The sequence below is a fragment of the Rhodanobacter sp. Root561 genome (assembly GCF_001427365.1).
Classification (GTDB): Bacteria; Pseudomonadota; Gammaproteobacteria; order Xanthomonadales; family Rhodanobacteraceae; genus Rhodanobacter.
Genome location: NZ_LMGH01000016.1, coordinates 1 through 13,485, shown reverse-complemented (window position 1 = coordinate 13,485; position 13,485 = coordinate 1). Strand labels below are relative to the sequence as shown.

8 protein-coding genes are annotated in these 13,485 nt (G+C 62.8%); 3 read left to right on the top strand and 5 right to left on the bottom strand.

Annotated elements, in window-relative coordinates; all coding sequences use genetic code 11:
• Window positions 1–7: 7 nt before the first annotated feature.
• Both ASD55_RS16470 and ASD55_RS16465 read right to left on the bottom strand, forming a co-directional pair.
• Window positions 8–1,882 (bottom strand): MFS transporter, encoded by a 1,875-nt coding sequence (locus tag ASD55_RS16470; protein WP_056767904.1) that lies wholly within the window; start codon window positions 1,880–1,882, stop codon window positions 8–10.
• A gap of 256 nt (window positions 1,883–2,138) precedes the next feature.
• A complete protein-coding gene (locus ASD55_RS16465; protein ID WP_235577860.1) occupies window positions 2,139–5,135 on the bottom strand; it encodes a TonB-dependent receptor in 2,997 nt (998 codons plus the stop codon).
• A 1,005-nt stretch (window positions 5,136–6,140) separates the two neighbouring features.
• Here ASD55_RS16465 and ASD55_RS16460 point away from each other — a divergent pair.
• Entirely contained in the window at window positions 6,141–6,713 is a 573-nt protein-coding gene (locus tag ASD55_RS16460; protein WP_056715885.1) for a helix-turn-helix transcriptional regulator, read from the top strand.
• A 52-nt stretch (window positions 6,714–6,765) separates the two neighbouring features.
• Here ASD55_RS16460 and glyS read toward each other — a convergent pair whose 3' ends face one another.
• Together glyS and glyQ are read right to left on the bottom strand one after the other, a co-directional pair.
• Window positions 6,766–8,913 carry a glycine--tRNA ligase subunit beta gene (glyS, locus tag ASD55_RS16455; protein ID WP_056767900.1) on the bottom strand — a complete coding sequence of 716 codons (2,148 nt, stop codon included), beginning with the start codon at window positions 8,911–8,913 and terminating at the stop codon, window positions 6,766–6,768.
• Complete coding sequence (gene glyQ / locus ASD55_RS16450) at window positions 8,910–9,833, bottom strand: glycine--tRNA ligase subunit alpha (RefSeq protein ID WP_056715876.1); 924 nt, start codon at window positions 9,831–9,833, stop codon at window positions 8,910–8,912. The genes glyS and glyQ overlap by 4 nt, the downstream gene beginning before the upstream one ends.
• Before the next feature lie 93 nt (window positions 9,834–9,926).
• Between glyQ and ASD55_RS16445 the strand changes: the two genes are divergently transcribed.
• On the top strand, window positions 9,927–11,747 hold the full coding sequence (locus ASD55_RS16445; protein WP_056767897.1) for a GspE/PulE family protein: 1,821 nt from the start codon (window positions 9,927–9,929) through the stop codon (window positions 11,745–11,747).
• 24 nt (window positions 11,748–11,771) lie between these two features.
• On the top strand, window positions 11,772–12,500 hold the full coding sequence (locus ASD55_RS16440; RefSeq protein ID WP_056767894.1) for a glutamine amidotransferase: 729 nt from the start codon (window positions 11,772–11,774) through the stop codon (window positions 12,498–12,500).
• 4 nt (window positions 12,501–12,504) lie between these two features.
• On the opposite strand, the gene ASD55_RS16435 is transcribed toward ASD55_RS16440, so the two are convergent.
• The gene (locus tag ASD55_RS16435) at window positions 12,505–13,188 is read right to left on the bottom strand and encodes a rhomboid family intramembrane serine protease (RefSeq protein ID WP_056715871.1); all 684 of its coding nucleotides are present in this window, start codon (window positions 13,186–13,188) and stop codon (window positions 12,505–12,507) included.
• Between the last annotated feature and the right edge of the window lie 297 nt (window positions 13,189–13,485).

Below are 13,485 nucleotides of genomic sequence, written 5' to 3'. Positions count from 1 at the left end.
GACTCGCTCAGGCCAGGTCGCCGCGCAACTCACGAACCCGCGCCTCCAGTGCCGCGACGCCGGCGTTCTCCGGCTGCCGTGGCGCATCAACCACCAGCTCCACTCGTGCGCGGAAACGGCGAGGCAGGCGGGAACGGCCCAGCATCGAGTCACGCCGGCTCCATACGCTGCCCCACAGGCCGCGCAGGGCCATCGGCACCACCGGCACGGGCCGCCTGGCGAGAATCTTCTCGACGCCCGCCCGGAACGGCGCTATCGAGCCATCACCGGTGAGTCCACCCTCGGGGAAGATGCAGACCACCTCGCCATTGGCCAGCGCGGCGTCGATCGCATCGTAGGCCTCTTGCAGCACAGCAGGGTCTTCCCGGTAACCGGCGATCGGGATCGCCTTGGCCGTACGGAACACGAAGCTGAGCACGGGGATCCGGAAGATCTTGTAATACATCACGAACCGCATGGGGCGGCGCAGATTGGCCATCAGCAGCAGCGGATCCATGAAGCTGACGTGGTTGCACACCAGCAGAACGGGACCCTCCTCGGGAATCCTTTCACTACCGTCCACGCGCACCCGGTACAAGGTGTTCACCAGCACCCAGGTGATGAAGCGCATCACGAACTCGGGCACCAGGGTGAAGATGTACCAGGCCACCAGCACGTTGAGCAGCGAGGCCGCCAGGAAGATCTGCGACGCGCCGAAGCCCAGCAAGCCCAGGCCGAGTCCGAAGCCCGACGCCAGCACGATCAGCAAGGCGTTGAGGATGTTGGTGCCGGCGATGATCCGCGACAGCTTCTCGCGCGGCGCGCGCGCCTGCACGTAGGCAAACAGCGGCACCACGTAGAACCCCGCGAACGCGCCGATCAGGGTGAGGTCCAGCGCGATCCGCCAGCTTCCGGCCGAATGCAGGAAGCCCAGCCAGTCCAGTCCGCGCACCGTGGCCACGCCATGGCGCGCAAAGTACAGGTCCACACCAAACGCGGTCAGCCCGAAAGCGCCCAGTGGAACCAGGCCGATTTCCACCCGGCGACCCGACATGCGCTCGCACAGCAACGCCCCGGCGCCAGTGCCGATCGAGAACAGGGTCAGCACCAGCGTATTGACCGAGCCATCGCCACCCAGCGTCTCGCGCGTATAGATCGGCAACTGCGCGATCAGGACCGTGCCGAAAAACCAGAACCAGGAGATGCCCAGTATCGCGTTGAACACTGCACGGTCGGCCCGGGTTATCGCCAGCACGCGAGCCGTTTCGCTGAACATGTTCCAGTTGAACTTCAGCTCCGGCGCGGTCGCCGGCGCAGGCGGAATCCTGCGGCAGACCAGATAGCCCGCCACGGCCACCGCAATGGTCACGCCCGAGGCCAGCAACGGACCGATACCCGCCACCAGCATCAGCGAGTTGCCGGCGATCATGCCCACCAGCATCGCCATCTGCGTGCCCATCTCGACCAGGCCATTGCCACCGACCAGTTCGTCGCGCTTCAGCGCCTGGGGAAGGATCGCGTACTTGATTGGCCCAAACATGGTCGAGTGCATGCCCATCATGAACAGCACGACCAGCAGCAACGAAGTGTGGTGCGTGTAGAAGCCATAGGCGGCCAGCACCATCGCGCCGATCTCGAACAGTTTCACGTAGCGGATGATCCGCGTCTTCTCGTACTTCTCGGCCAGCTGTCCGGCGGTGGCGGAGAACAGGAAGAACGGAATGATGAACAGCGCCGGCGCTAGATTGGTGTAGATCGAGGCGACGCGATCGCTCAGGCCCATCTGGTAGGCCACCAGCATCACCAGCGCATTGCGGAAGGCATTGTCGTTGAAGGCACCCAGCGCCTGGGTCCAGAAGAACGGCGCGAAACGGCGCTTGCCCAGCAATGCGAATTGGCTCATGCGTTTCCCTGTCTTGATGTGCATCTTGCCAAAGGGCTTTGCCGCCCGAATTCGATGCCGACTGAGCTTTCTCGGCCAAGGGCCGGCGTTCGCAGCTTACAAGACGAAGGCACCGACTCCAAAAAAAGAAGCTGCCGGGGATGCCGGCAGCTTCTTTTGAATCACAGCGATGTGTTGCTGACTGGTAATGAAAAACGAACCTGGGGTCGACCGCCGGACCATCACTGATCCGGCGGACCTTCCCGACTTCAGGACATCAGAAGTCGTAGTTGATGGTGAAACGCACGGAGCGCGGGGCGCCGTAGCTGATCACGCGATCACGCGAGGAGTAAACCACGTTCACGCCGCCGTTCTCGCCAATCTCCGTGACGTTCTGCGCAACCTGCTTGTTCAGCACGTTGAACACGTCGACCTTGAACGCCAAGCCCGGAGCCCAGTTCGGCATGTAAGCCGCATTCAAGCTGAGCTGGATGTCCACCGGCGTGCGGCCGTTGGCACCGCGCGGGGTCGCTTGGCCACCGCAGTAGTGGTAGTACGGACCGTAGCTCAGGTAAGTCTCCCAGAACTCCTGACCGCTTTGCGTCGTACCAGTGCCGTCGGCGTTCGGAGCACCCGGCGGGTTGTAGCCGCCTGCACCCGTGTAGTAACCCAGGCACTGCTTCGGGCGACCGGTACGGGCAACCAGGGCAGCACCGGTACGCCATTCCGGGTTGATCTGATAGAAGCCGTAAGCCTTCACGACGTGACGACGGTCATTCGGCAGGTTGCCGCCGCCGTATTCCATCAGCTCCTTGTGATCGAACAGCACGGTCTGCGAGACGTCGCCCTGACCGATGTCGGAGTTCAGCTGACCTTCGTCGTTACCGTAGTTGTGCGACAGGGTGTAGTCGACGCGACCGAACCACTTGCCATCGAACGGATGCTCGAGGAAGAGATCCAGGCCGATGTACTTGCGCTTCAAGTACATGCCCATGTCCTCCTTGGAGTACGGCACGGGGACCAGGTCGGTGCTGCCGGCAGCGTCCGGAATGTCGAGCAACATGACGTTGTTCTCACCCGGGTTGAACAGGCGGCAATCCGGCGAATAGCTGTAGTTCGGGTCGATCGCGATGTTGTTCTCGACCATGTACTTCAGCATCGGCCGGTTGTCGCACTGGTCGTCGATCGCGGACTTCAGCTCGCGGTACTGCAGGCGGGCGCCCCAGTTCCAATCCGAACCAATCGCCTGCTGCATGCCCAGGATGAATTCGTCCTGGTAATGCGACTTCAGGTTCTGCGCCGCAACGGTGCGCGGGTCCGGAGCCTGGCCAAATTCGTTATTGGACGAGTACGGTCCACCGATCAACGCCGTGCCCTGCGGCGCGCCCGTGACCGGATCGATACCGGTGAAGGTGTAATACGTTTCGGTGTAGGTGGAGCCGGCAGCGCCACGGACAGCCACGTTCAGCGGCATGGCCAGGAAGTAACGACCAGCGTTGCCGTAGATCTTCAGCGTGGAGTCGCCGTTGACGTCCCAGGTGAAGCCCAGACGCGGCGCCCACTGGTTCTTCTGCTCGACGTAAGCGACACCGTCGGAATTGTAGTTGGTGAAACTGTCGTTGCGCACGCCCAGCGACAGCAACCAGCGATCGGTCAACTGCCAGCGATCTTCGGCGTAATAGGCCTTCTGCTCGACCTTGAACTTGCCGCCATTGGTGAACACGTACTGGTCGACATAGTCGCTGTTCGGCGCGGTGGTGTAGCCGCCCTGCTCGGTGGTGCCGTCATCCGTGTGGTAGTAGATCCAGCTGTAGCCGGGGCCGGTCATCGCCGTGCCAGCCTGCGATTCCGAGTTCGACACGTCGTAGCCGAAGCTCAGATCGTGATCGCCCAGATGCCATTCCAAGTCGACGCGATAACCGTCGGTCTTGTCATAGGCTTCCGGATCGGAAAGCGTGGTGTACGGCTGGAGGCCGGTGACCGGATTGGCGGAGTGGGCCGGACGGGAGTCGGTGACGGCGACATCGTTCGGGTTGTAGCCGAACGGCGAGGAATAGTGCACGTTGTCCTGCTTGCCGTACATCGCCGACAGGGTCAGGTTGTCGGTCAGGTAGCTCGTAAACTTGCCGATGTAGGTCTCGCCGCCATCCTTGTAGCGGTAGCCACCGGTCTTGTTGGTGCCGTGGGTGCTGTCGGCGAAATTCCACGCGAAGTTGTCCACGCTCTGGCCGGTCTTGTCAGAGATCGCGGTGAATTCGAGCATGTTGCTGTCGTTGATGTTCCAGTCGATCTTGGCCAGCCAGCGCGGGCTCTTGTACTCACTTTCGGTGTAGCCCTGGGTCGGGCTACCGCCGCGGACGGAACCTGCATCGTAATTGCGATCGGTCCACTCACCGCTGACGTAGACGAACAGGCGATCCTTGATCAGCGGACCGGCAGCGTAGGCGCCGTAGGTCAGGCTGTTGTCGCTGATGGTGCCGCGATCCGAATACAGCAGGCCGGCACTCGATGCGCCCGTATCGTTGGCGTAATAGATGTTGCGGCGACCTGCGCGGAGGCTTTCCGGAGTCCAAGTGGCCGTGGCGCCGAATTTCCATTCGTTGCTGCCCGACTTGGTCACCACGCTGATCACGCCACCGGTGGAGCGGCCGTAACGGGCGCTGTAACCGCCGGTGAGCACCTGTTCCGACTGGATGGCGTCAAATGGCAAGGTGGTGGAGCCGATGTTGGTCAGCGCGTTGGTGACCGGATAGCCATTGATGTAGTAGGCGTTTTCGGAAGCAGCTGCGCCACCGAAGGACACCGAGTTGCCGTAGCGCGAGTCCGCCGGGATGACGCTGGGTGCAAGGACAGCGGCCTGGGTGATGTCACGTGCCACCGGAACGTTCCGCAGGATGGTCGCGCTCAGTTCGGTGGAGGTATCTACCCGGCTGACGTCGATCGACGGCAGCTGGTTGGCCGACACCGTCACGGCACCCAATTCCTGGGCGACGAAGTCGACTTCGGTACCACCGGCGGCGCCGACGTAGACGCTACGGCTTCCGCCCGTCTCTTCGCCGTTATTGCTGGCGGTAACGGTGTAGTTGCCAATCTGCAGCTCGCTCGCGCGGAAACGCCCCTTGGCGTCTGCCGTGATCGTACGGGTCTGTCCCGTATCGGTATTGACGATCTTGATCTGGCTGCCCGCAGCGGCGTCGCCGAAAATGGAGCCAGCGGAGCGTGACTGCGCAACGGCTGAGCCGCCGACCAGGCTCAACGCCAAGCCGATTGCCAAGGCCGAGCGGCGCAGGTGAATACGATTACTCGTGTTACGAAGTTTCATTTGAATAGTCTCCCCATACTTACCCAAAGAACGGACTGCCAAAAAGTCGGCAATGTTAAAAAATGACCGATCACCGACAAAACGTTTTGATCGTCATGTCGCAAGAAGCTGCTGACACTTTCTCAAGGATTGCTGCTTCGATGCCCTTCGAAACACTTTGCGAAAACCTTGGAGCGGCTCATATCACCGCATCGTTGCCGGGTGCAGCGATACCTCCCGACTACGGACGCTACCTGCGCCCATAACATTTTGTCAACAATTTCTTGTGGTGAAAACTTGCGTGCGCAGAAATTTCCACCACCATACTCTTGCGCATGGGTCTGGCGCACGGAGCCGTCTGAAGACGCTCTTCGGAAGACTTGTCGCGTTTGCCCCGACCGGGAGAGCGTGGATCTTCCGCAAAAACGCCTGCTATTTCGCAAATATCAACGACTTCGGACACGTGGCATCGACCGATGGCGGCCTTGCATGAAGCATGGACAGTGGCTGACTGAGCCAGGCAACTACGACTACAACTGAAGTCATCCTCGATATGTGAGCCTGTCCACGCATGGGTTCTGTATGCGGGGGACAATTCCCACACGTTTTCCACGGTTGGGGCGAAGCACCGCACCCACGCCATTCCCGCACACGCTCCGTGGTCGAAGGCCAGCCGAGGCTGATACGGGATGTGCGTACCAGCGGCGCCCCGGGGCTGGATCCGCGTCGATCATGCCCGTGAAATTTTTGCGTACGATCGCTGTCTGTGATGCATGTACAACAGCGTGTACAACTCGAAGGGTGCTGCACAGAAGCGTTGACCCAGGCATTGTTGAAGCTACTGCAAGCAACCTCCGGGAGTTGAGCGGCAGAACGGTGAACATTCGCACTTTCACACGCTTCCACACTAAACTTACCCCGTTGATTTCATAGAAAATAGAAGAAAGACCCTCCCCCCACATCCAAGTCGGGCTTCTCATGAAAACGCAAATCACTGCAGTTCAGGCAACCGAGACAACAGCCACGTCGTCGTTCTCCGACCGGATCAAATTGCTCATACAACATGTTGGCAGTGCTACGGCAATCGCAAGAATGTGTGGTTTCTCAGAGGGCGTCGTGCGCAGCTGGCGTGATGGCAATACGGACCCTTCTCGCGCACGCTGCGTCACACTGGCACGTACCTTGGGAATCTCGCTGGTCTGGCTGGTGGCTGGCGAGGGCGGCTTGCAGACCGAGGCGAACTCGGCGCCTTATGAAGAACAGCGCAATTCAGAAGGGGTCATCTCACACCGGCTACAGAATCCAACACAGCCTTCGGGTGCCTTGGTCGAGAACAAGGTAGACGCGCAGCGGTTGAATACCGCGGTAAGTGTCCTGCAGTCGGAGCTGAGCCTGGCCGATAGCCAGCTTTCGTTGACAGACAATGCCGACCTGCTTACCCAGCTCTATGAAATTCTGGGTCCCAGTGGTTCGCACGTGGATCCTCAAGCCATGGTGGCGTTCAACCAGCAACTTGGTGAGCGCATCCGCAAGGTTCGCGAGGCGGCCTGATCCTATAAAAAGCATGACAGCCCTCGGCTGTCATGCTTTTTTTATAGCGCCTTCAAAGCAACGCGATATCGGCGATCGCGCCGAACTGCGTCTTCAACTGGTTGAGCAGCGCCAGGCGGTTGGCGCGCACGGCGGGGTCGTCGGCATTCACCAGCACGCTCTCGAAGAATGCATCGACGGGCGCCTGCAGATGGGACAGGCGCGCCAGGACAGCGGCATAGTCTCCGGCATCCAGCGCAGCGGCGCTGTCGCGTTGCGCCGAGGCCAGGGCATCGGCCAACTCGCGTTCCGCGTCGGTTTCGAAGCGGGCCGGGTCCACGATCCGCCCGATCGACGGTGCGCCCGCCTCTTCGGCCTGCTTGCGCAGGATGTTGCCAACGCGTTTGTTGGCGGCAGCCAGACTCATCGCCTCGGCGCGGCGACCGAACTCGGCAACAGCCCGCAAGCGCCGATCGAAGTCGGCCAGGCTGGCAGGCTGCACCGCTAGCACGGCCTCGAACTGGTTATGGTCGAAGCCTTGCTCGGCGTAATAGCCACGCAGCCGATCGAGCACGAAGTCGTACAGTTCATCGAGCAGGATGGCGCGCCGCTGGGCGGCGTTGAGTGTCGGCGGCTTGCCGTCCTTGCCTGGCTTGAGACCTGCAGCGAGGGCTGCATCAGGGATCAGCTCCAGTGCCTCGATGAAGCTTCCGCGCAAGTCCAGCTCCAGGCCACCTTCGATCAGGGTGCGCGCCAGGCCCAGCGCGGCGCGGCGCAGGGCGAACGGGTCCTTGTTGCCGCCGGGCTTCATGCCGACGGCAAAGATGCCCGCCAGGGTATCGAACCGTTCGGCCACCGCCAGCACCTGGCCCAGCTTGTCCGCGGCAATGCGATCACCGCCGAAGCGTGGCTGGTAATAGCTGTCCAGCGCCTCGGCCACGACCGCGGGTTCGCCGTCGTGGCTGGCGTAGTAGCGCCCCATCACACCCTGCAATTCGGGGAACTCACCGACCATGCGGGTCAGCAGGTCGCACTTGGCCAGGCTGGCCGCCCGCGTGGCCGCGCCGGCGTCGACACCGGTCCGGTTGGCGATGATCCGCGCCAGTTCCGCCACGCGCACGCTCTTGTCCCACAGGCTGCCCAACGCCTGCTGATAGGTGACTCCCTTGAGCTGCTCCTGGTAGCTGGCCAGCGGAGTCTTCAGGTCTTCATCCCAGAAGAACTTGGCGTCGGCGAAGCGCGGCCGGATCACGCGCTCGTAACCCTTGCGGATCTCGGAAGGGTTCGTGCTTTCGACGTTGGCGATGCCGATGAAATGCTCGGTGAGGTTGCCGCTGGCGTCGAACACCGGAACGAACTTCTGGTTCCCCACCATGGTGGTGACCAGCGCCTCGGGCGGTACGGCGAGGAACTCGCGTTCGAAGGTGCAGGCGATCGCCACCGGCCATTCGGTGAGGTTGGCCAGTTCGTCAAGCAGGGCGTCGTCCAGTCGGGGTACCCCGCCGGTGGCGCCCGCCACCTGTTGGATCTGGTCCTGGATGCGCTGGCGTCGCTCGCGAGGATCGGCCAGCACGTTGCAGGCACGCATGGCATCCAGCCAGCCGTCGGCATCGGCCACGTGCACCGGTTGCGGGTGCATGAAGCGATGACCGCGTGACTTGCGCCCGCTGCGCAGCCCCAGAACTTCGCCATCGATGATCTCGGCCCCGTGCAGGATCACCAGCCAATGGGCTGGTCGCACGAAACTGTAATCGTGATCGGCCCAGCGCATCGGGCGCGGGATCGGCAATGCCTTCAGCGCCTCGTCGACGATTTCCGGCAGCAACGCCGCCACCGGCTGGCCCGGCTTCACGCTGCGCCAGACAAACCAGCTGCCCTTGTCCGTTTCAAGTTTCTCCAGCTCGTCCACACCGACGCCGCACGACTGTGCAAACCCCAGCAGGGCTTTCGAAGGCTGGCCTTCGGCATCCAGCGCGGCGCTCAGCGCAGGACCCCGGCGCTCGATCGCCTGCTCCGGCTGGGCCACGACCACAGCGGGGATATGGACGGCCAAACGACGTGGCGAGGCATAGGCTTGCGCCTGGTCAAGCGCGGCGCCGATGCTGCGCCTGGCCAATCCGTCGCAGATCCCGCGCTGGAACGCGGCGGACAATTCGTCGAGCGCCTTCGGCGGCAATTCTTCCGTACCCAGCTCGATCAGCAGTGACTTGGCGGCGCTCATGCAGCCTGCTCCTTGTGGCCCGCAATGGGAGTCTGCTTCAGACCCGGGAAGCCGAGTTTCTCGCGTTGCGCCACATAGGTTTCGGCGACGCCGCGCGACAACGTGCGTACGCGCAGGATGTAGCGCTGGCGCTCGGTGACGCTGATCGCACGGCGCGCATCGAGAAGATTGAAGGTATGGCTGGCCTTCATCACCTGCTCGTACGCCGGCAAGGGCAGGTTGGCGGCGATCAGCTGATTGGCGGTGGCCTCGCAGACATCGAACCAGCGCAACAACTCGGGCACGTTGGCGTGTTCGAAGTTGTAGGTGCTCTGCTCGACCTCGTTCTGATGGAACACGTCGCCATAGGTCACCGTGCCGCGCGGGCCATCGGTCCAGATCAGGTCGTAGACGTTGTCCACGTTCTGCAGATACATGGCCAGCCGTTCCAGGCCGTAGGTGATCTCGCCGGTGACCGGACGACACTCCAGGCCGCCGGCCTGCTGGAAGTAGGTGAACTGGGTCACCTCCATGCCGTTCAACCAGACTTCCCAGCCGAGCCCCCAGGCACCGAGCGTGGGCGACTCCCAGTTGTCCTCGACGAAGCGCAGGTCATGCACCAGCGGATCCAGTCCCAGCTCCCTGAGCGAGCCGATGTACAACTCCAGGATGTTCTCGGGATTGGGCTTCATCACCACCTGATACTGATAGTAATGCTGCAGGCGATTGGGATTCTGGCCGTAGCGACCATCGGTGGGGCGACGCGACGGTTGCACATAGGCGGCCGCCCAGGGTTCCGGACCCAGCGCCCGCAGGAAGGTGGCGGGATGGAAGGTGCCGGCGCCGACCTCGGTATCGAGCGGCTGCAACAGCACACAGCCCTGCGCCGCCCAATAGCGGTTGAGGGTCTGGATCACATCCTGGAAGGTGCGTGCGGACATGGCTTTCCGTGACCTGGATTAAAGCGCGTTAGTATAGCTGCAGCTTGCTTTCGCACTGGGCTGCGCCCGGAAATGCATGGGGGATACCGCCGGATGGCCGCTTCACCGCAAATCGCTTCACTGCTTGGCCGCCGGGGTCGATTGGAGCTGGACGAACTGCTGGCAGCCCTGGTCGTCGATGGCTACCTGCTGGCCGACGACGCCAAGCAGGTTCGCATCGGTAACCGGGCCGGTCGCAGCACGGTGGAGCTGCATCCGCTGGTGGTGATCGCCAACGCCAAACTGATCAACCAGCGCGATCCGGGCCGTCCGTTGAGTCTGGAAGGCCTGACCGAATGGTTGGCCGGCCATGCCGGGCTGCCGTATCTGAAGATCGACCCGATGAAGATCAATGTCGCGGCGGCGACCCAGGTGGTCAGCCAGGCCTATGCCAAGCGGCATCGCATCCTGCCGATCGCGGCCGCACCCGGCGAAGTGACGTTCGCCACCTGCGAACCGTTCGAGTCGGGCTGGGCGCCGGACCTGAGCCAGATGCTGCGCCGGGACATCCGGCGGGTGGTGGCCAGTCCCATCGACATCAATCGCTACCTGCAGGAGTTCTACGGCGTCCAGCGCTCGATCCAGCTGGCGCAGGATGCCAAGAACGGCAGCGACGCCTCGTCGGCCATCCTCAACTTCGAGCAACTGGTCGAACTGGGCAAGAGCGGCGAAGTCGGTGCGGACGATCGCCACGTGGTGCATATCGTCGACTGGCTGCTGCAGTACGCGTTCGAGCAGCGGGCCTCCGACATCCACCTGGAGCCGCGCCGCGAAACGGGCCATATCCGCTTCCGCATCGACGGCATCATGCAGAAGGTTTTCGAGCTGCCCTCGCCGGTGATGACCGCAGTCACCGCCCGAATCAAGATCCTGGCGCGCATGGACGTCGCCGAGAAGCGCCGCCCGCAGGACGGCCGCATCAAGACACGCTCTTCCTCCGGACGCGAAGTCGAGTTGCGCATCTCGAACATGCCCACCGCGTTCGGCGAGAAGGTGGTGATGCGCATCTTCGATCCCGACCTGGTGGTGAAGGACTTCGCGCAACTGGGCTTCTCGCCTGTCGAGGGTGCGAACTGGCGAAGCATGGTCGAGCGACCGCACGGCATCGTGCTGGTCACCGGCCCGACCGGCTCGGGCAAGACCACCACGCTGTATTCCACGCTGAAGCATCTGGCCACGCCCGAGCTCAACGTGTGCACCGTGGAAGATCCGATCGAGATGGTCTCGCCGGAGTTCAACCAGATGCAGGTACACGCGGCGATCGACCTGGATTTCGCCGCCGGCGTCAGGACCCTGCTGCGACAGGACCCGGACATCATCATGATCGGCGAGATCCGCGACCTGGAGACGGCCCAGATGGCCGTGCAGGCCTCGCTGACCGGGCATCTGGTGCTGTCCACGCTGCATACCAACGATGCGCCGAGCGCGGTCACGCGCCTGCTCGACCTGGGCGTTCCTCACTATCTGATCCAGTCGACCCTTACCGGCGTGGTGGCGCAGCGACTGGTGCGCACCCTCTGCCCGCATTGCAAACGGGCCAGCGTGCAGGACCCCCACGCCTGGAACGTACTCGTCCATGGCTGGGATTTGCCACTTCCGGCGCAGGTGTTCCAGCCTGTCGGATGTCTGGAATGTCGCAATACCGGCTTTCTCGGCCGCACCGGCATTTACGAGATGCTGAAACTGTCGCCCCGCTTGCGCGGGATGATTTCGGCCCAATTCGACCTGAGCGGGTTCGGCCAGGCCGCCCTGTCCGAGGGGATGCGCCCGTTGCGCATCTCCGCCGCCGACCAGGTGGCGGCGGGTCTGACCACCGTGCAGGAAATCCTCACCGTGCTGCCGCCGATCGACGCGTTCGAAGACGGACAGCCCTGACTACAACCCGAGCCTCATCCCTGCATGAAACCCGTCCTGATCATCCGCACCGGCCGTGCCCCGGATCCCATCCGTGCCCGCCACGGCGACTTTCCGCACTGGTTCCGCCTGAGCGCCGGCCTGCAGCCACGGCAGCTGCAAGTTGTCGATGTCGCCAATGGCGAAGCCCTGCCCCCGCCGAAAGAAGTCGCCGGAGCCATCATCACGGGTTCGGCAGCCATGGTCACCGAACGGGCGCACTGGAGCGAACTCACCGCGGGGTGGATCCGCGATGCCATGGATGTCAGCCTGCCACTGTTCGGCGTGTGCTATGGCCATCAGTTGATGGCCCATGCCTTGGGCGGCACGGTGGGTTACCTTCCAGGCGGGCGCGAAATAGGTACCCAGCTCATCGAGCTCACCGACGCCGGCAAGCGCGACTCGCTGGCTCACGGCCTTCCACCACACTTTCGGGCGCATACCACGCACGAACAAAGCGTGCTTGAAGCACCTGCGGAAGCAACCGTGCTCGCCCGCTCGGCCAGGGACCCGCATCAGTGGCTGCGTTATGGTCCGCACGCGCTGAGTGTGCAGTTCCATCCGGAGTTCAACGCCGAGGTGATGCGCGCCTACATCCGGCGCAAGCACTCCGACATGCATCGCGAAGGCAGCGATCCGAAACGCGTGTTCGGCGAAGTCGGCGCCACGCCGCTCGCTCGGCGCCTGTTGCGCCAGTTCGCCAACACCCATCTGCAGAATGGCGGCGCGTTCTGAAACATCAGCCCCGCAGGCGACGCGCTATGCCTTCGCGTGCAAACAGGGCGAACATCACGCCAAACAGGAATCCGCCGATGTGCGCCCACCACACGTAGGCGCCGTAGCTGGGTCCGGCATAGCTGAACAGCAGTTGCAGCAACACCCAGATGCCGATCAGCAGAAAGGCGGGGACCCGGACAAATTCCAGATAGAGACCCAGTGGCAGCACCAGCCCCAGCCGCGCCCGCGGGAACAGTGCCACGTAGGTGCCGACCACGGCCGAGACGGCTCCGCTGCAGCCGATGATTGGCAGCCGCACGCCGGCGAGCGACAGTGCGCCAATCAGATTCGCCACGATGCCGCCCACCACGAACAGAAGCAGGAAGCGAAACGATCCCAGTGCGCGCTCTCCAGGCAATCCGAAGATCACCAGGAAGAGCAGGTTGCTCAGCAAGTGCAGCCAGGTGACGTGAATGAACAGTGCGGTGAACAGCCGCAACAGGGCCGGATCGGTCAGCTGCGGCAGCAGCGCCTCGTGGGGATCGAAGATGTTCGCCGGAATCGTGCCCCATTCAAGCAGCAACGAGATCCGCTGCGCTGGCGGCGTCAGCGCCAGAACCACAAAGCACAAGACGCAAAACGAAACCACCAGGAGAGTGGCCCAATGCCAGCGGGGACGGCGCCGCGTTTCCACATGAATGAACAAGAGCCGCTCCTGGCGTGAGGCGCTGACTGAAGGAGGTTCATCATAGGCGATGGATTGGCCCGGCAACGGTGATCCACATGGAAGAACAATCCTTCAAACGCCACAAAGACGAAGGCCTCCCCGATGGGGGAGGCCTTGGAGGATAAAGCCCCTGGCGGTGACCTGTTGCGGGTCGCGACCTGCGGTCGCCACCGCAACAGCACCAAAGAAAAACCCCCACCGTTTCCGGTGAGGGTGTTTCAGGATAAAGCCCCTGGCGGTGACCTACTCTTGCATGGCAAAGCCACACTACCATCG